Genomic DNA, 23,159 nt, shown 5'->3' on the forward strand with positions numbered 1-23,159 from the left:
TAGCCTTGCCTTTTCTTTTTAATAAGGGATTGAGAGAAGTTTTGTTCAATAAGGGGGATTTATAAAAATGGTAAAAGCCGAAATCTATAAACCGAAGAATCATGTACGATTCGTCACAGCCTCTAGCCTTTTTGACGGGCATGATGCATCTATCAATATTATGAGACGCATTTTGCAATCTAGCGGTGTGGAAGTCATTCATCTTGGGCATAATCGCTCTGTTGAAGAGGTAGTAAACGCAGCTATTCAAGAGGATGCACAAGGAATCGCTATTTCCTCTTATCAAGGCGGCCATATGGAATACTTCAAGTATATGTATGATCTGTTGAATGAAAAGAAAGCCCCGCATATCGGTATTTTTGGCGGTGGGGGTGGCGTTATCCTGCCGAAAGAAATCAAAGAGTTGCATGAATACGGCGTGAAAGGTCTATTTTCACCCGAGGACGGCATGACTTTAGGTCTGCAAGGCATGATTAATCAAATGATTGAAAGAAGTGATTTTTCTACAGTCAAAGAAGGCCTTCTTGATCAATTAGACGTACTTTCAACTGAGAAGCCTGAGTTGCTGGCACAGCTGATTACAGCAGCAGAAGAAGGGGATAATGAAGAAACAGCTACGCTTTTGGAACGTGCAAGAAAGCTATCTAAACATACGCCGGTTCTTGGGATAACAGGTACAGGTGGTGCAGGGAAAAGTTCATTGACGGATGAGTTGATCCGCAGGTTCTTACATGAATTTCCTGATAAAAAGATCGCTATCGTTTCAATTGACCCAACGAAGCAAAAAACAGGTGGTGCTTTGCTTGGAGACCGTATTCGCATGAATGCTATTTTTAATAATCGGGTTTACATGCGAAGCCTAGCAACACGAGATTCCCATACGGAGTTATCTTCAGCTTTAGGAGATGTACTGGATATTGTCAAAGTCGCTGGCTTCGACCTCATCATTGTAGAAACAAGTGGTATTGGACAAGGGGATGCAGCGATTACAGAAGTGTCCGACTTATCTATGTATGTGATGACAAGTGAGTTCGGTGCTCCTACACAACTAGAAAAAATCGATATGATTGATTTCGCCGATTTAATCGTCATCAATAAATTTGAAAGAAAAGGGTCTGAAGATGCGCTTCGCCAAGTTCAAAAGCAATATCAGCGCAGCCATGAATTGTGGGATGAAAATCTTGATCATATGCCTGTCTATGGAACGATTGCGAGCCAATTTAATGACAAGGGAACCAACTCATTATTTGCAGCATTAATTCGAACCATTAACGAAAAATGTGGCTATGATTGGCAAACATCTTATGAGCAATTTGTTAAAACGCAAAAACAAAATGTCATCATTCCAAATGACCGCCGCTACTATTTGCGTGAAATCTCCGATACGGTGAGAAGCTATCATAAAAAGGCAGCACAGCAAGCAGATCTAGCGAGAAAACTATATCAATTAGAAGGCACGCTAAAGCTTGTCCAAGAAAAGCATGGCGAAGAAGCACTTGTTGAGTCTCTGAATCAACTAATGGAAGGTGTCAAAGATCAGCTTACTGCAGAATCTAAGCAAATACTGAAAAATTGGCATACGCTGAAAGAAAGCTATAGCGGCGATGAATTAGTAACGAAAGTGCGCGACAAAGAAATCCGTACATTGCTGACGACTACGAGTTTGTCAGGTCTCAAGATTCCTAAAGTTGCATTGCCGAAGTTCGAAGATTATGGCGAGATTTTGCGCTTTGTTTATGCTGAAAATGTGCCGGGTGCATTCCCGTATACTGCGGGTGTTTTTCCGTTTAAACGCGAAGGAGAAGATCCAAAACGTCAGTTTGCTGGTGAGGGAACACCGGAACGAACAAATCGCCGCTTCCATTATCTATCGAAAGATGACGATGCAAAACGCTTATCTACCGCATTTGATTCCGTGACATTGTACGGAGAAGATCCAGATGAACGGCCGGATATCTACGGTAAAGTAGGGGAATCAGGTGTCAGCATTTGTACGCTAGATGATATGAAAAAGCTATATGACGGATTCAATTTATGTGCGCCTTCAACCTCTGTGTCAATGACAATCAACGGTCCTGCGCCTATTATATTAGCCATGTTTATGAATACTGCGATTGACCAACAAGTACGTTTGAGAGAGAGCGAGCTTGGCCGGACACTGACTGTGGAAGAGTTTGCGGAAACAAGAGCCAATACGTTGAATGTCGTTCGCGGTACTGTACAGGCTGACATTTTAAAAGAAGACCAAGGTCAAAATACGTGCATCTTCTCAACAGAATTTGCACTTCGGATGATGGGGGATATCCAGCAGTATTTCATTAATGAAAAAGTGCGGAATTATTACTCTGTTTCGATTTCTGGATACCACATTGCAGAAGCGGGCGCTAATCCAATTTCACAGCTTGCATTCACATTAGCAAATGGCTTTACCTATGTTGAATATTATTTAAGCCGTGGCATGAACATCGATGACTTTGCGCCAAACCTTTCCTTCTTCTTCTCAAATGGCCTTGATCCTGAGTATAGTGTAATCGGTCGGGTAGCGAGAAGAATTTGGGCTGTTACGATGCGCGATTTATATGGTGCTAATGAACGTAGTCAAAAATTAAAATACCATATCCAAACATCGGGAAGAAGTCTTCATGCACAAGAAATAGACTTTAACGATATCCGGACTACCTTGCAAGCGTTGATGGCACTGCATGACAATTGCAATTCATTGCATACAAATGCATATGATGAAGCCATCACAACGCCAACTGAAGAGTCGGTGAGACGCGCAATGGCCATTCAAATGATCATCACAAAAGAACATGGTCTCACTAAGAATGAAAATCCTCTGCAAGGAGCATTTATTATCGAAGAATTGACACAGCTAGTGGAAGAGGCAGTGCTTGAGGAATTCGACAGAATGAATGACCGCGGGGGTGTGTTAGGAGCAATGGAGACTCAATACCAACGTGGTAAGATCCAAGAAGAGTCTATGCATTATGAATCGCTGAAACACTCAGGGCAACTGCCGATTATTGGTGTTAATACGTATTTAAATCCAAATCCTCCTTCACAGGAGTCCATTAACTCGATGGAAATTGCACGAGCTTCTAAAGAGGAAAAAGAGACACAAATTGAGAATTTGCGAGTCTTTAAGGAACTCCACAAGGATGAAGTGGATGCTGCACTTAGCAAGCTGAAAGAAACAGCAAAAAATGGCGGCAATATTTTTGGTGAATTAATGGAAACAGTTAAGGTTGCGAGTCTTGGCCAAATTACAAATGCTCTATATGAAGTTGGCGGCCAATATAGAAGAAATATGTAGCTGAAACATTCCTTTCATTATTCTCACTTGAATTCTTGCTCTTTAGGCTTTACGAATCATAAAATCAGGAGTATGCTTTATTCAAACAACGTTTATTTGTTCATATGAGGAAGTGTCTAATCCTACGATTAGGCCTTCTTCTTTTTGACTTATATTGGATGGGACTATTGTTGAAGGAGTGAGAATGCAGTGAAAATCGCGATTCATTTCATAGTAATACTATTGTGCTTGATTTTGACTTATTTTACCTATGATAAGCAACTTGGCGCAGTCTCATTCCTGCTCTTAGCGATCTACCTTTTTGCATATGGCTATTACCGCTTACGCTTAGAAAAGAAGAAGAATTGATTCGTGCAACAATGAATATAAGATAATATAAGGATTCGTTGTGCGTGAAAGAAGCACAAGTTGACTCAAAGTTATTGATAGTTATGGCTGCCCATACAAATCAGTCAGGTATTGGTTGTGGATTAAGTATCTGGCATAGTACAATACTGTTGAACTCTTGAACGATCCAAATTTGGTTCCTTAGGCGTGACAGCAGTAATAAGAAGTTCAAAATGGATATGATGTTTAGGACAAGAAAGGACGTGCATGATTTGAACCTTCGTGAATTAAATGAAGAACAATTAACAGAAGAATCATTAATTAATTTAGCATATGCAATTTTGGAGGAAAAGCACCAACCACTTTCATTTACTGAAATAATGCAAGCGATTGTAGACCTAGGTGCACGCTCAGAGGCAGAAATGAAAGCTGCTTCTGCTCAATTTTATACAGATATGAATATCGATGGCCGTTTTATTGCTTTGGGCGAAAATCGCTGGGGTGTTCGTGAATGGTATGCTATTGATCAAGTAGAAGAAGAAACAGCTCCAACTGTAAGAGTGCGCAAGAAAAAAGCAAAAGTCGTTGAAGAAGATGATTTAGATGACGACGCAGAAGAAATTGAATTTGAAGAAGACTTTGATGAATTCCTAGATGAAGATGAAGCTGAAGAAGAAGCGGTAGAGGAAGAAACATTTGATGCTGGTGATCTCGAAGATATCGATGAAGAAGAGTTAGAAGAAGATATCGATATGGATGACGAAGAGTTTGAACTAGATGAAGATGAAGATGACGATGAAGAAGATGAATTGGAAGAAAAAGAAAGAGACTAACTTCTTGACTTCTTTTGAGTTATCATTTAACCTTTTACTTGGGCTCCTTAAAAAAGGAGATTGACCGTGAAACTTCACGCTCCCCCTGCAAATTATTTGCGGGAGGAGCGTTTTTTGTTTTTTAAAAAACCTATCTTCAGCACTAACTAGGAGGAATTTTCATTGACCAAATATATTTTTGTAACTGGTGGCGTAGTTTCATCATTAGGTAAAGGGATCACAGCAGCATCACTTGGACGTTTGTTAAAAAACCGTGGAATGAATGTAACAATTCAAAAATTTGATCCATACATCAATATCGATCCAGGAACTATGAGCCCATACCAACATGGTGAAGTGTTCGTTACAGATGATGGCGCAGAAACTGATTTAGACTTAGGCCACTACGAGCGTTTTATTGATATTAACTTAGGTAAACATTCAACAGTGACATCTGGTAAAGTTTACTCAACAGTATTGAAAAAAGAACGCCGCGGAGATTACAACGGTGGTACTGTACAAGTGATTCCGCATATCACAAATGAAATTAAAGACCGCATCCAACGTGCGGGCCGCGAAACAAGTGCAGACATCGTCATCACAGAAGTCGGCGGAACAGTAGGCGATATCGAGTCATTGCCATTCCTTGAAGCAATTCGCCAAATGAAAAGCAATCTTGGAAATGAAAATGTCCTTTATTTACACTGTACACTTATCCCTTATATTGGTGCAGCAGGTGAGCTAAAAACGAAACCGACTCAGCACTCAGTGAAAGAGTTACGTTCATTAGGTATTCAACCAAACATTTTGGTGGTACGTTCAGATCGCCCAGTGCCAACAGAAATGAAAGAAAAACTAGCGCTATTCTGCGATGTAAAACCGCATGAAGTTATTGAATGCGTGGATGCAGAAAGCCTTTATGATATCCCGTTAAATCTGCAAGCGCAACACATTGATGACATTGTTTTAGAACACTTTGGCATTGAAGCACCACAAGCAGATATGGCTGATTGGAAAGCTTTAGTCGATAAAGTAAAAAGCCTTAAAAAGACAACGAAAATTGCACTTGTCGGAAAATACGTTGAGTTGCAAGATGCTTATATCTCTGTAGTAGAAGCATTGAAACATGCTGGATACGCACATGATACAGATATAGAAGTGAATGCTATCAATGCAGAAGACGTAACAGAAGAAAATGTAAAAGAATTATTACATGACGCTGACGGTATTTTAGTACCAGGTGGATTTGGTGATCGTGGAGTAGAAGGTAAAATTTTAGCAATCCAATATGCACGTGAAAACGATGTACCATTCTTGGGTATTTGTTTAGGCATGCAGCTTGCATCAGTTGAATTTGCACGCAATGTACTTGGGCTTAAAGGTGCACATTCAGCTGAATTGGATGCAGAAACAAAATATCCAGTCATTGCATTACTACCTGACCAAATCGATGTAGAAGATTTAGGTGGCACACTTCGCCTTGGCCTATATCCATGTAAATTAAAAGAAGGATCTCGTGCAGGTGAAATCTATAATGATGAACTAGTATATGAACGTCATCGCCATCGTTATGAATTCAACAATGAGTTCCGTGAAGCGATGGAAGCAGAAGGACTAGTCTTCTCAGGAACTTCTCCTGACGATCGTTTAGTAGAAATTATTGAATTGCCGGAGAAAAAATTCTTTGTTGCATGTCAATTCCATCCAGAATTCATTTCACGTCCTAACCGTCCACAACCGTTATTCCGCGAGTTTGTTGGCGCTTCTGTGAAATAAATGAAACAAAAGTAAAACCAGGCTGATACATTAGCCTGGTTTTTTCTTTATTGTTTAGTTAAAATAATTTAAATATCTCATGGCTTAGAATTATAGCCCATCCACCATTTCATCATAAGACATCTTGATCGCCTCATAGATAAACAGAGCTGTTAGCGTATGTGGTAAGACAATACGCTCGCCCAAATCATTCGGTAACAATCCTTTTTTAATATCCATAGAAATATACGTATAAGCTAGGTCGGCCATTTTTCCGGCATTTTCAACTTTCTCACTTGCCACAACTGCAAAGGGGATAAATGCATCGTATAAAGTTTGAGCTAACTTTAATGCATTTGGATCATGTGCGGTTCGTGCGAAGATACATACACGGTCAATATCCGTAATATTCGCTTCCGGAGTAAAAGGGCGCAATTGTTGGAAAGGTTCTGCAGCTTGCATAGCATTGACTTCTACAGCCTTTAGCTCATCAAAGCATGCAAAATAGACAAACCCTTCTCCAATTCCAGCTTGTGCAAGCAGACGGGCAGTTTCCTCGATTGCTTCTTCTTGGTCTGTAGCCACTCGCTTTAACAAGCCGCCGATTTGGGTAGATAACATTTTTAACATTCCATTCACCTCACCTTCATTATAAATGGGTATAATCCAATTGCAAAATAGAGCCCTGAAATGGTTCTCATATTGTGATATTATTTAATTTTTTTGTGTGAAAGAGAGTTTGTTAAAATAAAAACTTATCTAATAATGCAGGAAAATAAAAATAATGGGCGAATAGAGTATAATAAGGGGACAATAAAGTTTAAAATTGCAATATATACAAGTACTAAAAAATGGAAAGATATTTTATCAATAGTTACTAATATATGAGTTCTACATTTCATTTAGCTCCTTGTTTAGCGAACTCCTAGTATTCTTATAGAGTTTGCTATTTTTGGTGTAGGAGGAATGAAACTGACGAGATTTGTATTCGGTACGCTGCTGAATGCAAATGTCTTGAATGATTATGAATTTCCAATAAAGTGCAAAAAAGTAAAAGAAACAGAAATAGTTAAAAGATTTTAATTGTAATTAATCAAAATCATCAATATATCAACCATCGAAGGAGAGGTGAATTCTGCTATAAGGACAGGCAAAACAACAGATAGGATATAAAAACTGCACGCTAGACTAGCATGAAAACACACATATATTAAGCTGTAGTTAATTGTTAATGGTATGGGACTTATTCGCTATAGTAGGTTTTATTTCTGTATAAATTGGGATTGGCCATCGTTTGGAAAATAATGAAAAGGTGATTCTGAAAGTGCTTACAGGATAAATATACTGGCGGTTAAGAGTTTATGAAGCAGGGTATGTCTAGCATAGATAAATATATTTGCCTGTATTTTTGTAGCAGAAAGGTATATGAAAAAAATATTAATTGTCGACGACCAGCAAGGCATCAGAATGCTTCTCAGCGAGGTTTTTAAAAATGAGGGGTTTGAAACACTTCTTGCATCTAATGGAGCAGAAGCGGTACAAATATTTGAAAATAACATGCTAGACTGCGTGTTATTAGATATGAAAATTCCAGGTATGCACGGTCTGGAAATATTAAAAAAAATAAAAGAAACTTATGCAGATTTGCCTGTGATTATGATGACAGGAGACAGCGACAAAGAAGTGATGAATGAAGCTGAAAATTGCGGAGCAGATTACTTTTTCGCAAAACCATTTAATATTTTAGAAGTAAGAGATACTGTGATAAAAATAGTTGTGTAATAAGTATTGTCGGTAGTCAATGCTTATTCTTTTTGTTATGATAAGAAGGGAAATACTCAATATAACATAACACCATGTTACATTACATCCTAAAGGAGGATTTACTAATGGCTTTGGTTTCAATGAAAGAAATGTTAATTACAGCAAAAGAAAATAGCTATGCTGTAGGTCAATTCAATATTAATAATCTTGAATGGACACAAGCAATTCTACAAGCGGCAGAAGAAGAAAAATCACCAGTTATTTTAGGCGTATCTGAAGGTGCGGGGAAATATATGGGTGGATTTATTGCCGTTGTTCAAATGGTTAAAGGCCTAATGGAAAGCTATAACACAACTGTGCCAGTGGCAATTCATTTAGATCATGGTTCAAGTTTTGAAAAATGTAAAGAGGCGATTGATGCAGGCTTTACATCTGTCATGATTGATGCATCTCACCATCCATTTGAAGAAAACATTGAAATCACTTCAAAAGTAGTTGAGTATGCGCATGCACACGGTGTTTCTGTAGAAGCAGAACTTGGTACAGTAGGCGGCGACGAAGATGGCGTAATCGGCGGCATTAAGTATGCTGACCCAGAGGAATGCCGCAAGATGGTAGAAGCGACAGCAATAGACTGTTTAGCACCTGCATTGGGCTCAGTTCACGGTCCATACAAAGGCGAACCAAACTTGGGCTTTAAAGAAATGGAAGAAATCTCAAAACTGGCAGATCTTCCACTTGTACTTCACGGAGGAACAGGTATCCCTACAAAAGACATTCAACGTTCTATCTCATTGGGTACTGCAAAAATTAACGTGAATACTGAAAACCAAATTGCTGCTACAAAAGCGATTCGCGAATTTTTGGACAAGGATAAAGAACAATACGATCCACGTAAATTCTTAGGTCCTGCTCGCGAGGCAATTAAAGCCACTGTTATCGGAAAAATGCGCGAGTTCGGTAGCTCTCAAAAAGCATAAGCATATAGTTTAAATAGAGAGGAATGGGAGAAGGAACCGGTTTGAATCCGGGACTTCTCCATTTTTCCATCATTAGGAGGAAATAGAAGTGAAATTTTTTATTGATACAGCCAATTTTGATGAAATTAAGGAAGCACACTCATGGGGGATTCTTTCAGGTGTAACAACAAACCCTTCACTAGTAGCGAAAGAGAAAAACATCTCATTCCATGATCGTTTGAAAGAGATTGCAGATTTAGTAGATGGATCTATTAGTGGGGAAGTTATTGCTTTAGATGCAGAGGGCATGATCAAAGAAGGTCATGAATTAGCTCAAATCGCGCCGAATATTACGGTTAAATTGCCATTCACACCCGCAGGTTTGACTGCTTGTGCTGCGCTAACGGCAGAAGGAATCAAAACGAATGTGACGTTAATCTTTAATGCAAACCAAGCTTTAATGGCTGCACGTGCTGGTGCTACGTATGTTTCTCCGTTCTTAGGCCGCTTAGATGATATTGGTCAAGATGGTACAGAACTAGTAAGAGAAATTGCAGAGATTTTTGCTATTCACGAGATACCAACACAAATTATCGCTGCTTCTATTCGTCACCCACGACACATTACAGAAGCTGCTCTAGCAGGCGCACACATCGCCACTACACCATATAAAGTGTTGAAACAATTATTCCATCATCCTTTGACAGATAAAGGGATCGAAGGCTTCATGAAAGACTGGGCAAACAAAGATAAATAATTAAGGAGAATGAGATGGACGTGTATAAAATTGCGGGTGAAAAACCTCTAAAGGGCACGATTAAAGTCAGCGGCGCAAAAAATAGTGCAGTAGCCTTAATCCCTGCTTCCATTTTGGCCAATTCTCCTGTAACAATCGAAGGATTGCCAGAAATTTTAGATGTTTGGACACTAAAGACTTTGCTTGAGGAAATTGGCGGAAATGTAGAATTTGATGATGGTCGTATGGTTATAGATCCACGTTCTATGGTGGATATGCCGATGCCTAATGGCAATGTCAAAAAATTGCGCGCATCGTATTACCTAATGGGAGCTATGCTAGGCCGCTTCAAAAAAGCAGTTATCGGCTTGCCTGGCGGATGTCATCTTGGCCCTCGTCCTATTGACCAGCATATTAAAGGTTTTGAAGCCTTAGGTGCGCAGGTGACTAATGAACATGGAGCTATCTATTTGCGTGCAGAAGAATTGCGTGGAGCAAAAATTTACTTAGATGTTAGCAGTGTCGGTGCAACGATTAATATTATGCTGGCAGCAGTGCTTGCAACAGGCAAAACGATTATTGAAAATGCAGCAAAAGAGCCAGAAATTATTGATGTTGCCACATTGCTCACAAATATGGGCGCCAAAATCAAAGGAGCTGGAACTAACGTAATTCGGATTGAAGGCGTCGAAGAATTGCATGGCACGAACCATACTATTATTCCTGACCGCATTGAAGCGGGTACCTATATGATTATGGCGGCTGCTATTGGAGATGGCGTGACTATCGATAATGTTATTCCACTCCATTTAGAAGCAGTCACGGCAAAACTACGTGAAATGGGCGTAGAAGTCATGGAAGAAGAAGAACGAATTTTTATTCCTAAGCCTAAAAGCTTAAAACCTGTGGATATTAAAACGCTTGTATATCCAGGGTTTCCGACTGACTTGCAACAACCATTCACTGTGCTATTAACGCAAGCAAACGGTTCCTCTATCGTTACAGATACCATTTATTCCGCTCGCTTTAAGCATATAGACGAAATTAGCAGAATGGGTGCAGTTGCCAAAGTAGAAGGGCGTTCGGCCATTTTAACAGGTCCTACAAAGCTAGAAGCTGCTACAGTTACTGCAACAGATTTGAGAGCGGGAGCAGCACTTATTATCGCGGGCTTGTTAGCAAAAGGAAATACCGAAGTCCATGATATTTTCCATATTGAGCGCGGTTACAGCGATATTATTGCTAAGTTACAGGATTTAGGAGCAGATATCCATCGAGAGTCAATCGAAACAGAATCTGCAAACCAAGCGGCAAAGCGTTTTAACTAAAAATAATCAGGCACAACAAAAACTGTGTGCTATAATAGATTTAGTGTGAAAACGAATCAGTCATCAAGATGGAAATGGGAGGAACAGTTAAAAATGAAACGCAGTTTATCTATGGAAGTAGTTCGTGTGACAGAAGCAGCAGCAATCGCATCAGCAAGATGGATGGGCCGTGGCTTAAAGATGGAAGCAGATGATGCGGCAACAACAGCTATGCGCCAAGTATTTGATTCTATTCCAATGGACGCGGTAGTAGTGATTGGCGAAGGCGAGATGGACGAAGCGCCTATGCTATACATCGGAGAGAAACTCGGTTCAGATCCAGCTGGTCCTCAAGTGGATATTGCAGTCGATCCGCTAGAAGGCACAAATATTGTTGCACAAGGAAGTGGGAATGCACTCACAGTTCTTGCGATTGCCGACCGAGGCAACTTGCTTCATGCGCCGGATATGTATATGGATAAAATCGCAGTTGGACCAGAAGCCGCAGGTAAGATTGATATCGATGCACCTGTAATCGATAATCTTAAAGCGGTAGCAAAAGCGAAAAATAAGAACATCGAGGACGTAGTGGCAACACTATTAAATCGTGATCGTCACCAACCAATCGTTGACCAAATCCGTGCTGCAGGTGCTCGTATCAAATTCATCACGGATGGCGATGTAGCAGCAGCAATCAACACAGCGTTTGACGAAACAGGCGTAGACATTCTGTTCGGCACAGGTGGAGCTCCAGAAGGCGTTATTGCAGCAGTTGCACTAAAATGCCTAGGCGGAGAGCTTCAAGGAAAGCTTATTCCATCTAACGAAGAAGAAGTAGAACGCTGCCGTAAAATGGGTATCGCCGTTAACACTGTGTTAAAGATGGAAGATTTGGTTAAAGGCGATGATGCTATTTTCGCAGCAACTGGCGTAACAGATGGCGAACTTTTGAAAGGCGTCCAATTCAAAGGTGGGCACTGTACGACAGAGTCGGTTGTAATGCGTGCAAAATCAGGAACTGTTCGTTTTGTTGAAGGTAGACATAGTTTAACAAAAAAACCAAAACTATTTATGCAAGATTAAACTTCTATTTTACTTGGCCCGGCATTTGCCGGGTCTCTTCTCGCTAAAATTCCATTCCCAATGACAAAGTAGTGAAGCTTCACTCAGGTGCTTTCTTTACAATGAGTGTTAGTTCGGTTCCACTGTTTCTGCATCAACTCGAAATGTCTTGATGCAGAACCTGTGAACTCGATTGGTTCAATTAAGCCTATGACGGATTGGCAAAGTTTCGCTGCCCCAATCGGTCTATTACTGGCAGTTATGGCCCACCTAAATTCTCATTTACACCAAAGTGAAGGTGGGGCTGCCCGTTCGTGCGGGATAACTCTCATCCTCATTTCGTGATTTTTACAATATTAAACAAGAGTGGTGTATTGCCTATGACGACAATGACAATTTCTCAACTTGAAGATATGAAATTAAAAGATCTCTATGCGCTTGCTAGAGAATATAAAATTTCGTATTATGGCAAGTTGACAAAAAAAGAGCTGATTTTTGCAATTTTAAAATCTCGTGCCGAAAGTGAAGGTTATTTCTTTATGGAAGGTGTGCTTGAAATCATCCAACAAGAAGGATTTGGTTTCTTGCGCCCTATCAACTATTCACCAAGCTCTGAGGATATCTATATATCTGCATCCCAAATTCGACGTTTTAGCTTGAGAAATGGCGATAAGGTAACGGGGAAAGTTCGTCCGCCGAAAGAAAATGAACGCTACTACGGACTTTTACATGTTGAAGCTGTCAATGGCGAGGATCCAGAAGTGGCCAAAGAACGTGTATTTTTCCCTGCGCTTACGCCGTTGTATCCTGATAGACACATCAAATTAGAAACAACACCGTCAAAACTATCTACTCGTATTATGGATTTAGTGGCTCCAGTCGGTTTTGGACAACGGGGATTAATCGTCGCTCCACCAAAAGCGGGTAAGACATTGCTGATGAAAGAAATCGCAAATGCCATTACGGAGAAATACCCTGAGTCAGAATTAATTGTGCTATTGATAGATGAACGACCAGAAGAAGTAACAGATATTGAACGTTCAGTAAATGCGGATGTAGTAAGTTCTACATTCGATGAACTGCCAGAAAATCATGTGAAAGTCGCAGAACTTGTTCTTGAACGTGCTATGCGTCTTGTTGAACATAAACGTGATGTGATTATTTTAATGGATTCTATCACAAGGCTTGCTCGCGCCTATAACCTTGTTATCCCACCAAGTGGTCGTACGTTATCAGGCGGTATTGACCCTGCGGCTTTCCACCGACCAAAACGGTTCTTCGGTGCAGCTCGGAACATTGAAGAAGGCGGTAGTTTGACTATTTTGGCTACAGCTTTAATCGATACAGGCTCGCGTATGGATGAAGTCATTTACGAAGAATTTAAAGGTACAGGAAATTTAGAGCTACATCTAGATCGCAGCCTTGCTGAACGACGTATCTTCCCAGCTATTGATATCCGCCGCTCCGGCACGCGGAAAGAAGAACTTCTTATTCCAAAAGAACAGTTGGATAAGCTGTGGGCAATTCGAAAAACCTTCTCGGACTCTCCAGATTTTGCGGAGCGTTTCTTGAAAAAATTGCGTAATACAAAGACAAATGAAGAGTTTTTTGATACGCTAAATACCGATATGAAAGCTGCACGTAATGGCAAAGGATTAATTTAAATTCCTCGAATTAATTTGTTGCATCTTCTGTCGGGACTTGCTATACTATGGTTATTGCATTTCATACGTGTTGCATATACGGCAAACAAAAACTGGGTCGTGTAAGGCAACAGTTCGATAATACTCTGTTCCAGATGGTTCAGGGCGAGAGGAGATATTACACATGAAACAAGGAATTCATCCAGAATACAAAGAAGCTACTGTAACATGCTCTTGCGGTAATTCTTTCAAAACAGGTTCAGTAAAAGAAAACATCAACGTTGAGTTTTGCAGCGAATGTCACCCATTCTATACTGGCCGTCAAAAATTCGCGTCTGCTGATGGACGTGTGGATCGTTTCAACAAAAAATACGGTCTTAAATAAATCACTGAAAACTTCTAATACCTGCCTTGCGCCTATTGCGCGGCAGGTATTTTTCTTGCGGCATAGGCTATTTTCGTGTAGTATTAAGCACGTTGTTTAATGAAAGTCACACTACAATTTGGTGAGGGCTTTTTTAATTCCTCTCTGATTTTGGTAGGCTTTTCTTTCACTAAAGAGAGTTTTTATCTGTTAAAACGAGAAAAAATAATCATACATATCACAAAATAGAGCGAAAAAAAAGAGCAGAAAAATGTCCTCTTTTTCGATATGATGATGGATATATGTTTTGAAAGGGGTCTACTTCATGTATGTAATGACTCAAAATGGCTGGATTGAAGTAATCTGCGGTAGTATGTTCTCTGGGAAATCAGAAGAGCTGATTCGCCGTGTACGAAGAGCGCAATTTGCAAAACAAAAGATTGTTGTGTTTAAACCTAAAATAGATAATCGCTATAGCGAAGAAGCTGTTGTAAGCCATAATGGCACAACGGTTATCGCTTATCCTATTTCACAATCTACAGACATGTGGGGCTATCTCTCAGATGATGTAGATGTGGTAGCAATTGATGAAGCTCAGTTTTTTGGAGAGGATATTATTGCTACTGTTCAACAACTAGCGAATCATGGATATCGAGTTATTTTAGCGGGACTTGACCAAGACTTTAAAGGAGTTCCTTTTGGGCCAATGCCACAACTGATGGCGATTGCGGAGCAGGTAACAAAGCTTCAAGCAGTATGCAGTGTATGTGGATCACCTGCAAGCCGCACACAGCGGTTAATTAATGGACAACCTGCTAAGGCGGATGATCCTGTTATCTTAGTGGGCGCTGCGGAGGCATATGAGCCTCGCTGTAGACACCACCATGTTGTACCGGCAAGTCAAACACAAGTAAAGTGAAACGCTGTTAAAACTTGATCCGTTCAATCGATAAAGAGATGACAGAAAATGCCCGTCAACGGGTTACGAAGAGTGGCTGCTGGCTGCTCTTTTTTCATTTGCGCTATAGGGATTATTCTGCAGAAATACAGCACTTCAGTCTTTAGTGTTGTGAAATTTAATGCCACTCAGTATTAAGCCTATATGGGGATTAAAATAAATCATGAAATTTTCAAAAAAGTAGCATGCCTTGCTGTTTTTCTTTATACTAATAAATGGAGCACATAAAACAGAATCCTTTTTAGCAGCGTCGACAGGACCCTGCTTTCCTTCATAAAGTGATGGCCAATCATGGGATTTTGTTCAATCTCCGCTGATTGGTACGTAACACTAAAACGGACGCTTTGTGGACAGTTCGCTGAAACGGGCTAACCATTGATCCGTAAGGACAATAAACTTACTACAGATACAGAAAGGTATTGGTGAAATATATGTTTGATCGCTTACAAGCTGTAGAAGATCGCTATGAAAAATTAAACGAACTTCTAAGTGACCCGGATGTTGTATCCGATTCGAAAAAGCTAGCGAAATATTCAAAAGAACAATCGGATATTCAGGAAACAGTAGAAGTTTACCGTGAATATAAATCTGCAAAAGAGCAACTAGCTGAAGCACGCGAAATGCTAGAAGATAAATTAGATGCAGAAATGAAAGAAATGGTAAAAGAAGAAGTAAATGAGCTTGAAAGTAATATTGCTGATTATGAAGAACGCCTGCGCATCTTACTAATCCCGAAAGATCCGAATGACAGCAAAAACGTTATTGTGGAAATCCGTGGAGCTGCAGGCGGAGACGAAGCAGCATTATTTGCTAATTCACTTTTCCGCATGTACAGCAAATATGCAGAAACGCAAGGCTGGAAAATTGATATCATGAACGCTAACCCAACTGAGCTTGGCGGTTACAAAGAGATTGTCTTTATGATCAACGGACAAGGCGCTTACTCAAAATTCAAATTTGAAAGCGGAGCACACCGGGTACAACGCGTTCCGGAAACAGAATCCCAAGGACGTGTTCATACATCCACTTCAACTGTTGTCGTAATGCCAGAAGCGGAAGAAGTAGAATTAGATCTGCAAGATAAAGATATTCGTGTGGATATCTACCATGCATCTGGTGCAGGTGGACAGCACGTCAACAAAACGGCATCTGCTGTTCGTATGACACATATTCCTACAGGGATTGTTGTAGCAATGCAAGATGAACGTTCTCAATTGAAAAACAGAGAGAAAGCAATGAAAGTATTGCGTGCACGCGTGTACGACAAATTGCAGCAAGATGCACAAAGCGAGTATGATGCAGAACGTAAATCAGCTGTAGGTACAGGTGACCGCTCTGAACGTATCCGTACGTACAATTATCCACAAAACCGTGTGACCGATCACCGCATTGGCTTAACCATCCAAAAACTCGACCAAATTATTGATGGGAAATTAGATGAGTTGATTGATGCTTTGATTTTGGAAGAACAAGCGAAGAAGTTGGATGCGCTAAATGACGCAGCCCTTTAAATACATTTATGAGGCCCTGAATGGGGCTTCTTCTTTTTTGCAGGAACATGGTCGAGAGGAAATTGCTGCAAGACTTCTATTGCAGCATGCATTAAATAAGTCACATACTGAATTATTAATCAGTATGAGGGAGCCTTTAACAGCAGAGCAAAACCAAGCGTATTGGCAAATGGTTGAGTCACATGCGAAAGGGACGCCAATCCAATATATCACGGGTTCAGAAGAATTCTACGGACGAACATTTACAGTCGATCCTTCCGTCCTCATACCGAGACCGGAGACAGAAGAATTGGTGGAAGAAGCGTTAAAACGAGCTCAGCGAATATTTGAAAACGGAGCAGAGATAAAGCTTGCAGATATTGGGACAGGCAGCGGGGCAATCGCTATCACGATGAAAAAAGAAATGCCCCTACTAGAGGTGACAGCAACTGATATTTCGCCACAAGCATTACAGGTAGCGGAGAACAATGCCAAACGATTGAGTGCAGATATATGTTTTTTGCAAGGCGATTTGACAGAACCAATCGTTCAACAAAAGTGGCAAATTGTTTTATCAAACCCGCCCTATATTGCTTATCAAGAGGCGGAGGAGATGTCTGAGATCGTGCTGGATCATGAACCGCACACAGCACTCTTTGCAGAAGAAAATGGTTTAGCCTTATATAGAAAACTAGCAGAAACATTGCCAAGTATTATGGCAAAACCTAGTTTCATAGGATTGGAAATTGGTTATAAACAAGGTCCAGCTGTCGTCCAATTATTCAAAGATAGCTTTCCTGATGCCAAGGTTGAGCTATTAAAAGATATTAATTCAAACGATCGAATGGTTTTTTGTGAAATAGATGTATAAATAGTAATCTCTTTGCCCATGATAGTTTCATGGAGGGGATACAATATGCTAGAAGATTACTATACAATCAAACAACCTGAAATCGTGTCTTATGAATCTATTAAACAACCAAAAAAACAATCACAAGTGGCGACACTTTTATTATTCATAACATCTTTATTACTTATCCAATTACTGCTTCTTATTTTTCAAAGTGTTGCTACACAACAATATAGCGCGGATTTGGCACAGCCGAGATTCCGCCTTATTGCTAATAGCAACTCGCAAGCAGACCAACTTTATAAAAAGCAGATCTTAGAAAATATAAAACCGATTATAGAAAAAGAGATGGCCAATAGCTCAGGCTCCATTAACTTATCCACAATTGAAAGTGAGATCAAAAGAACGCTGGCACCAAAGATTGAGTCGGGCGAAATCAATGTCCAAACAACGAAAGCTTTATTTCCGCCAAAACGTGATGATTACAAAATGTATGCACAGGATGTCTATAAAGCAGTCGTTGTCACCATCGGCGCAGGGAAAGGCGACAATTGGTGGTGTGGTTTATTTCCTAAGGTTTGCTATAAAGATAAAGAAGTAAAAGATGAGAAAAAAGAAAAAGAAGAAGAAAAACCAAAGTTTTTCATCGTTGAATGGTTCAAAAAAATATTTTAGGATGAGAGTTAATCACAAAATTGTGCAAACTTGTCCACATTTCAGAGAATGTTATCAACAAATTGTGTATAACTTTCTGAAAAATAAGGTTTATCGGGAGGTAATCGAATGGAAACGCAACGGCTTGTTGTGGATAACAATGTGGAATCTGAAAAAAGTTATACACAAGCTGTGAATTTGTTAGCTGAAGGCGAGATTGTAGCGTTGCCAACAGAGACAGTCTATGGACTTGGAGCTGTCGCTACAAATGAAGCAGCAGTCAAAAAAATATACAGTGCTAAAGGAAGGCCGTCTGATAATCCGCTAATTGTTCACATCGGCACGAAGGAAGAGCTTAGTAAATATGTGGATAGCATTTCTGAAAAAGCGGTGAAGTGTATGGATGCATTTTGGCCAGGGCCATTAACCATGATTTTCAAGTCAAAGCCAAATGTCTTTGCAAAAAGCGTAACAGCAGGCCTAGATACTGTCGGTATTCGGATGCCGAGTCACCCTGTAGCGTTAAAATTATTGCAAGCTTTAGGTATGCCGGTAGCAGCACCAAGCGCAAATCGAAGCGGCAAACCAAGCCCAACGGAAGCTATTCATGTGGAACAAGACTTAGCCGGAAAAATTCCTTTAATATTAGATGGAGGGGCGACAGGTGTTGGCGTTGAATCAACTGTCCTTGATCTAACAAAGGAAATACCGGTAATCTTACGTCCGGGTGCGATTACAAAAGAGATGCTAGAGGAAGTGATAGGGCCAGTTGAACAGCCTACACATATAGAGCAGGAACAAGGCGCCCCGAAAGCGCCGGGAATGAAATATACCCATTATGCTCCGAATGCACCCGTATACTTAATTGAAAGAAACAAACAGATTGTCCAAGAGGCGATTCAACATTTGCAAGCGAAGCATTATAAGGTAGCATTGATTGCACCGCCATCCTTCAAAGAGTTATCACCTGATTGGTTCTTTTCAATTGGTAACACACAGGATGAAATGGCGTCTCATCTTTTTCATGCCTTGCGCGCATGTGATTCTACAGATGCACAGATAGTGCTGGCTACTGCTACTTCAACAGAAGGTGTAGGCGCAGCGATTATGAATCGCTTGGAAAAATCAGCAGGCGGCAAATGGTATACGCTAAACAATATATAATAAAGGGCGTTTCGAGCATACTGAAAGACTGAGTAGGTATTAAATTATTATTATCATTTGTACAAAAATTTAATTGTAGTTGAAACAACGGAGACTCCTGCGGCATAGCAAGACAGGCGAGACCCCACAGCGCAGCGAGGAGGCTCGGCGCTCGCCCGTGGAAAGCGTAGTTGTTTCCACTACTTCTAAACCAAATGATTAATGATAACTAAGTTTTTGGTTTTTTGGAGGTCTTATACTTTTCGTGGGAGTTTTACCCACGCCCTTGAGTTAAATTCAGTAAATAAAAAATGCTTCTTATTATATAGGAAGCATTTTTTATTATTAAAAATTAGTACCCCCTTTTTTCTCCCATCCTCAATCTGGAATGAAGAAGAACTTCGTTTCATAGGATATAAAAGATTGTGATAGAGAAGGGAGTGCTGTTTTGGCAGAAATACTTGCAGCTATATTTACAGCAATAGATGTGTTGACAATTTATTTGCTATTGCCAAATGTAAAATATCGCTTTTGGCTATCTCTATGGACAGGTGCCCTTCACATGTTGTTTCCTTTAATCGGTTTCCACGTAGGTGAATGGCTTGCATCCTATATATCGAGCTTAGCCCAAAATATTTCTGGTATATTATTAAGTTTAATTGGTGTACAACTATTACTAGCGGCAAAAGATCAAAGGCCAGCAACGATTCCGGTCGTCATACTGGCTATTACAACAAGTCTTGATACCTTTTCAGTGAGCATATCTTTTGGTATGCTTCAACTAAGGGAGACACTGCTTATATGCAGTATGGGGATTTTTGCCTTCCTATTTTCCTTTATTGCTTTAACCTTAAATAAGAAAATTCCAGTAGCTTTAGGTATATATCTACAGATGCTTGCAGGAGCTGCATTACTTTTGATGGGTATTTTTTCACTAAATTTATAAAAAATTTGAACATTTCGTCAGCGTTATACTATATAATGAAGGGTAAGAGTGCACGATGAGAATTTACTTTATTTGTACAGGTAATACTTGTAGAAGCCCCATGGCAGCAGCTATTTTAAAATCAAGAAACTTACCAGGAGTAGAAGTTAAATCAGCGGGAATCTATGCAATGCCGGGACAGCCAATGTCAGCAAATGCTCAGGCTGCGTTACAAAAGCATCACATAGACCATGACCATATTTCGCAGCCGGTGAATATTGAGGAACTACAGAGTTCACATTTGATTTTAACTATGACAGGTGGGCATAAAGAAGCATTATTACAAGTATATCCTCAAATGGCAGATAAGACCTTTACTCTAAAAGAATATGTTTTAGATAGAGATGAAGATGTCATCGATCCATTTGGTGGAGACCTGGATACGTATTTAACAACATTTGAAGAACTGAACAACTTAATTGACGTACTTGAAAAGAAACTACTGGAGGAATAACCCATGGCAAAAAAAAGTGTGCAGCATTCTTTTGGGCTAAAAAAGAAACTCATTTTATTCGTCACCATCCTAGCAATTGTCACCTACAGCATTAGTTTTATCTTTATTGAATATGTGCAACCGCAATTTTTCCCGAATGTTAAACAATCGGTGTTTCAACTCATTACATATGTTTTAGGTATTATTTGGTCTGGTATTTTGGCTGGCATTTTTAGCTCCCTATTAGTGAAACCATTACAAAAGTTAGAGAATGTTGCAATAGAAGCAGCAGAGGGGAAAATTGGCAAAGATATTGATATGCCAAGAAGTTCAGATGAGATCCGTTCGCTGTCAGAGGCATTCCAAACAATGCTTGTGAGTCTTCGTCAAATGGTAACAAGCATAAATCAAAACTTCCAAACTACCAATGCAACTGTTTTAGACTTATCGGAAGAAACAGAACGTGCTACAAGACAGACAGAATCAATCGCAGAAACGATTTCACAAATTTCTGAAGGAGCAACTGGTTCTGCCATTGCGATTCAAGAGACAGCGGAAGCCTTAGAAGATGTTCGTTTATTAGCTGAAGAGGTAAATCAACGTGCCTTGACTTCATCCAATCAATCTACTCAAATGATGGGAGAATTAAAGCATACGACTGACGCTATCAATGATTTGGTAGAAGGTATCCAAAAAATTGCTTCAGGGAATTCTATGGCGTTACAGGATATCCATCAATTAGAGCAAAATGCTTTGAAGGTAGAGCAAATTATTCAGCTTGTCGGTGATATTGCAGAACAAACGAATTTGTTGGCTCTGAATGCTTCTATTGAAGCAGCAAGAGCTGGAGAACATGGTAAAGGCTTTGCTGTTGTAGCTGAAGAGGTTCGTAAGTTGGCGGATGAAAGTGCCGAAGCGGTCAAAGGGATTACGCAGCTTATCCAAACCATTCAACTGGATGTACAAACTGTCGTTGGTAAGATGACCGAGCAAGTGAGCATTGCAGAAGGTGAAGTAGCTCGAATTTCAGAAACCACATCTGCAGTAGATGGCATGTCAACGAGGGTTGGCGATATGGCTGCTTCAATAGTAGAAATCTCTGAATTCGTTAGCAAGCAATTAAACAACATCGAAAAAACGGCTCACCAATCACAAGAAGTGGCAGCCATTGCTGAGCAAACGTCAGCAGGGGCAGTTGAAGTCCAAAGTGCTACGGACGAGCAAGTACGCTCTATTGAACAAATCGACCAACTGTCACATATGCTAAAAAAACAATCAGAAGATCTATATCAAATGATCCAACAATTCGAACGATAATCTGTACGCGGGGAAATAAACTTTCTCCGCTTTTTTTTATGTCTAAAATAAACATGGATTCTAAACGTATCACCCCCTTCTAAATTGAGTGAAAAATATGTCTTTATACTAAAATAAATGGTAAACTAAAAGTGAAACTTCCTTCAGCTAGTAACGGCTGAAGATTAGATAAACCGTTTTAATTTTAACGAGCATAGTAATGAATATATTCTCGTACGTACGAGATGAATAGCATAATGAAAAGAGGGGACTTCTTTTGAAAATCGCAATATCATCAGATCACGGCGGTAACAATTTACGCAAAGAGATCGTTAATCTATTAGAAGAATTAGGGATGGAATACGAGGATTTTGGCCCAACAGCTGAAGGTTCGGTGGATTATCCAGACTATGCTTTACCAGTTGCAGAAGGAGTTGCAAGCGGGAAATTTGACCGAGGCATCCTCATTTGCGGTACGGGCATTGGCATGTCGATTACAGCTAATAAAGTAAAAGGTATTCGCTGCGCGCTTGTACATGACTTGTTCAGTGCTAAAGCAACTCGTTGTCATAATGATTCCAATGTATTGGCTATGGGCGAAAGAGTGATTGGTCCTGGGCTTGCTCGTGAAATCGCAAAAACATGGTTATTGACTGATTTCGAAGGTGGACGTCATGAACGCCGTATTGAAAAAATTTCTACAGTAGAATCAAAAAACTAAACAACAGATGAGAGGCTTAAGCGATGAACTTACAACAAATCGAAGATCAGCTACAAACGCTGTTAGCCGAATTTGAGCAACAAGTCCATTTTCGTGAAGGTCAACTGTTGGTTATAGGTTGTTCAACATCGGAAATTAAAGGGCAAAAAATCGGTACAGCAGGAGGCTTAGAGATTGCGGAAGCACTTTATAAGCCATTAAGCGCATTTTCCGAAAAACATCGTCTTTATTTAGCATTCCAAGGATGCGAACATATCAATCGTGCCATCACCATCGAAAGAGAAGCAGCAGAAAAATACGGGCTTGAGCCTGTATCAGTTGTTCCTGCTCAAAAGGCTGGCGGATCCATGTCAGCCTATGCATATCGCCAGCTGAAAGATCCGGTTGTGGTGGAAGAAGTTCTTGCACATGCAGGTATTGACATGGGCCAAACATTAATTGGCATGCATTTGAAAAGAGTAGCAGTTCCACTTCGTACTTCCATTACACATATTGGAGATGCGGTAGTGACAGTTGCAACGACTCGCCCTAAATTAATTGGCGGCGAGCGTGCTATATATAATTAAATTTTCATAAAACAGGGG

The 23,159-nt window shown here is 40.1% G+C and carries 21 protein-coding genes; 20 read left to right on the top strand and 1 reads right to left on the bottom strand.

Features of this window, described 5'->3' with window-relative positions; translation table 11 throughout:
- Positions 1-67: 67 nt before the first annotated feature.
- The 3 genes from icmF to pyrG all read left to right on the top strand — a co-directional run bounded on the left by icmF (position 68) and on the right by pyrG (position 6,231).
- Positions 68-3,316 carry a fused isobutyryl-CoA mutase/GTPase IcmF gene (gene icmF / locus AC6CHJ_RS00850; protein WP_498287003.1) on the top strand — a complete coding sequence of 1,083 codons (3,249 nt, stop codon included), beginning with the start codon at positions 68-70 and terminating at the stop codon, positions 3,314-3,316.
- A gap of 560 nt (positions 3,317-3,876) precedes the next feature.
- The gene (gene rpoE / locus AC6CHJ_RS00855) at positions 3,877-4,476 is read left to right on the top strand and encodes a DNA-directed RNA polymerase subunit delta (protein WP_244946665.1); all 600 of its coding nucleotides are present in this window, start codon (positions 3,877-3,879) and stop codon (positions 4,474-4,476) included.
- Between the two features lie 162 nt (positions 4,477-4,638).
- Positions 4,639-6,231: a CTP synthase gene (pyrG, locus tag AC6CHJ_RS00860; RefSeq protein WP_066791718.1), complete on the top strand. Its 1,593-nt coding sequence runs from the start codon at positions 4,639-4,641 to the stop codon at positions 6,229-6,231.
- A 90-nt stretch (positions 6,232-6,321) separates the two neighbouring features.
- Here the strand turns inward: pyrG and AC6CHJ_RS00865 are convergent, their stop codons facing one another.
- The gene (locus AC6CHJ_RS00865) at positions 6,322-6,840 is read right to left on the bottom strand and encodes a DUF2529 family protein (protein WP_392995410.1); all 519 of its coding nucleotides are present in this window, start codon (positions 6,838-6,840) and stop codon (positions 6,322-6,324) included.
- Between the two features lie 795 nt (positions 6,841-7,635).
- Between AC6CHJ_RS00865 and AC6CHJ_RS00870 the strand changes: the two genes are divergently transcribed.
- The 17 genes from AC6CHJ_RS00870 (at position 7,636) to AC6CHJ_RS00950 (ending at position 23,141) form a co-directional block, all read left to right on the top strand.
- Complete coding sequence (locus tag AC6CHJ_RS00870; protein ID WP_147195437.1) at positions 7,636-7,992, top strand: response regulator; 357 nt, start codon at positions 7,636-7,638, stop codon at positions 7,990-7,992.
- A gap of 107 nt (positions 7,993-8,099) precedes the next feature.
- Positions 8,100-8,954, top strand: coding sequence for a class II fructose-bisphosphate aldolase (locus AC6CHJ_RS00875; RefSeq protein WP_249775267.1), 855 nt, complete (start codon positions 8,100-8,102; stop codon positions 8,952-8,954).
- 88 nt (positions 8,955-9,042) lie between these two features.
- Entirely contained in the window at positions 9,043-9,690 is a 648-nt protein-coding gene (gene fsa, locus AC6CHJ_RS00880) for a fructose-6-phosphate aldolase (protein WP_147195433.1), read from the top strand.
- A gap of 14 nt (positions 9,691-9,704) precedes the next feature.
- Positions 9,705-10,997, top strand: a complete 1,293-nt coding sequence (gene murA / locus AC6CHJ_RS00885; protein WP_066791726.1) for a UDP-N-acetylglucosamine 1-carboxyvinyltransferase — start codon at positions 9,705-9,707, stop codon at positions 10,995-10,997.
- A 93-nt stretch (positions 10,998-11,090) separates the two neighbouring features.
- A complete protein-coding gene (gene glpX, locus AC6CHJ_RS00890; protein WP_066791728.1) occupies positions 11,091-12,059 on the top strand; it encodes a class II fructose-bisphosphatase in 969 nt (322 codons plus the stop codon).
- Positions 12,060-12,418: 359 nt separating this feature from the next.
- Positions 12,419-13,702: a transcription termination factor Rho gene (gene rho / locus AC6CHJ_RS00895; protein ID WP_066791729.1), complete on the top strand. Its 1,284-nt coding sequence runs from the start codon at positions 12,419-12,421 to the stop codon at positions 13,700-13,702.
- Between the two features lie 163 nt (positions 13,703-13,865).
- A complete protein-coding gene (gene rpmE / locus AC6CHJ_RS00900) occupies positions 13,866-14,066 on the top strand; it encodes a 50S ribosomal protein L31 (protein ID WP_147195431.1) in 201 nt (66 codons plus the stop codon).
- Positions 14,067-14,370: 304 nt separating this feature from the next.
- A complete protein-coding gene (locus AC6CHJ_RS00905) occupies positions 14,371-14,964 on the top strand; it encodes a thymidine kinase (protein WP_066791731.1) in 594 nt (197 codons plus the stop codon).
- Positions 14,965-15,434: 470 nt separating this feature from the next.
- Entirely contained in the window at positions 15,435-16,514 is a 1,080-nt protein-coding gene (gene prfA, locus AC6CHJ_RS00910) for a peptide chain release factor 1 (RefSeq protein ID WP_147195427.1), read from the top strand.
- Positions 16,498-17,364: a peptide chain release factor N(5)-glutamine methyltransferase gene (gene prmC, locus AC6CHJ_RS00915; protein ID WP_498287004.1), complete on the top strand. Its 867-nt coding sequence runs from the start codon at positions 16,498-16,500 to the stop codon at positions 17,362-17,364. The genes prfA and prmC overlap by 17 nt, the downstream gene beginning before the upstream one ends.
- A gap of 45 nt (positions 17,365-17,409) precedes the next feature.
- Complete coding sequence (locus tag AC6CHJ_RS00920; RefSeq protein ID WP_249775270.1) at positions 17,410-18,018, top strand: stage II sporulation protein R; 609 nt, start codon at positions 17,410-17,412, stop codon at positions 18,016-18,018.
- A gap of 108 nt (positions 18,019-18,126) precedes the next feature.
- Complete coding sequence (locus AC6CHJ_RS00925) at positions 18,127-19,161, top strand: L-threonylcarbamoyladenylate synthase (RefSeq protein ID WP_392995404.1); 1,035 nt, start codon at positions 18,127-18,129, stop codon at positions 19,159-19,161.
- Positions 19,162-19,588: 427 nt separating this feature from the next.
- Complete coding sequence (locus AC6CHJ_RS00930; protein ID WP_147195419.1) at positions 19,589-20,086, top strand: manganese efflux pump; 498 nt, start codon at positions 19,589-19,591, stop codon at positions 20,084-20,086.
- Between the two features lie 55 nt (positions 20,087-20,141).
- Positions 20,142-20,579: a low molecular weight protein arginine phosphatase gene (locus tag AC6CHJ_RS00935; RefSeq protein ID WP_147195417.1), complete on the top strand. Its 438-nt coding sequence runs from the start codon at positions 20,142-20,144 to the stop codon at positions 20,577-20,579.
- 3 nt (positions 20,580-20,582) lie between these two features.
- Positions 20,583-21,875 carry a methyl-accepting chemotaxis protein gene (locus AC6CHJ_RS00940; protein WP_249775273.1) on the top strand — a complete coding sequence of 431 codons (1,293 nt, stop codon included), beginning with the start codon at positions 20,583-20,585 and terminating at the stop codon, positions 21,873-21,875.
- A gap of 256 nt (positions 21,876-22,131) precedes the next feature.
- Entirely contained in the window at positions 22,132-22,575 is a 444-nt protein-coding gene (rpiB, locus tag AC6CHJ_RS00945) for a ribose 5-phosphate isomerase B (RefSeq protein ID WP_249775274.1), read from the top strand.
- 23 nt (positions 22,576-22,598) lie between these two features.
- Entirely contained in the window at positions 22,599-23,141 is a 543-nt protein-coding gene (locus AC6CHJ_RS00950) for a TIGR01440 family protein (protein ID WP_392995401.1), read from the top strand.
- Positions 23,142-23,159: the final 18 nt, after the last annotated feature.

The organism is Rummeliibacillus sp. GQ308, from assembly GCF_059759115.1.

Bases quoted from the DNA above. Each gene is read 5' to 3' on its own strand.
- icmF (WP_498287003.1), top strand. From the start codon at position 68: ATGGTAAAAGCCGAAATCTATAAACCGAAGAATCATGTACGATTCGTC.
- rpoE (WP_244946665.1), top strand. From the start codon at position 3,877: ATGGATATGATGTTTAGGACAAGAAAGGACGTGCATGATTTGAACCTT.
- AC6CHJ_RS00865 (WP_392995410.1), bottom strand. From the start codon at position 6,840: ATGTTAAAAATGTTATCTACCCAAATCGGCGGCTTGTTAAAGCGAGTG.
- AC6CHJ_RS00870 (WP_147195437.1), top strand. From the start codon at position 7,636: ATGAAAAAAATATTAATTGTCGACGACCAGCAAGGCATCAGAATGCTT.
- AC6CHJ_RS00875 (WP_249775267.1), top strand. From the start codon at position 8,100: ATGGCTTTGGTTTCAATGAAAGAAATGTTAATTACAGCAAAAGAAAAT.
- murA (WP_066791726.1), top strand. From the start codon at position 9,705: ATGGACGTGTATAAAATTGCGGGTGAAAAACCTCTAAAGGGCACGATT.
- glpX (WP_066791728.1), top strand. From the start codon at position 11,091: ATGAAACGCAGTTTATCTATGGAAGTAGTTCGTGTGACAGAAGCAGCA.
- rho (WP_066791729.1), top strand. From the start codon at position 12,419: ATGACGACAATGACAATTTCTCAACTTGAAGATATGAAATTAAAAGAT.
- rpmE (WP_147195431.1), top strand. From the start codon at position 13,866: ATGAAACAAGGAATTCATCCAGAATACAAAGAAGCTACTGTAACATGC.
- AC6CHJ_RS00905 (WP_066791731.1), top strand. From the start codon at position 14,371: ATGTATGTAATGACTCAAAATGGCTGGATTGAAGTAATCTGCGGTAGT.
- prfA (WP_147195427.1), top strand. From the start codon at position 15,435: ATGTTTGATCGCTTACAAGCTGTAGAAGATCGCTATGAAAAATTAAAC.
- prmC (WP_498287004.1), top strand. From the start codon at position 16,498: ATGACGCAGCCCTTTAAATACATTTATGAGGCCCTGAATGGGGCTTCT.
- AC6CHJ_RS00920 (WP_249775270.1), top strand. From the start codon at position 17,410: ATGCTAGAAGATTACTATACAATCAAACAACCTGAAATCGTGTCTTAT.
- AC6CHJ_RS00925 (WP_392995404.1), top strand. From the start codon at position 18,127: ATGGAAACGCAACGGCTTGTTGTGGATAACAATGTGGAATCTGAAAAA.
- AC6CHJ_RS00935 (WP_147195417.1), top strand. From the start codon at position 20,142: ATGAGAATTTACTTTATTTGTACAGGTAATACTTGTAGAAGCCCCATG.
- AC6CHJ_RS00940 (WP_249775273.1), top strand. From the start codon at position 20,583: ATGGCAAAAAAAAGTGTGCAGCATTCTTTTGGGCTAAAAAAGAAACTC.
- AC6CHJ_RS00950 (WP_392995401.1), top strand. From the start codon at position 22,599: ATGAACTTACAACAAATCGAAGATCAGCTACAAACGCTGTTAGCCGAA.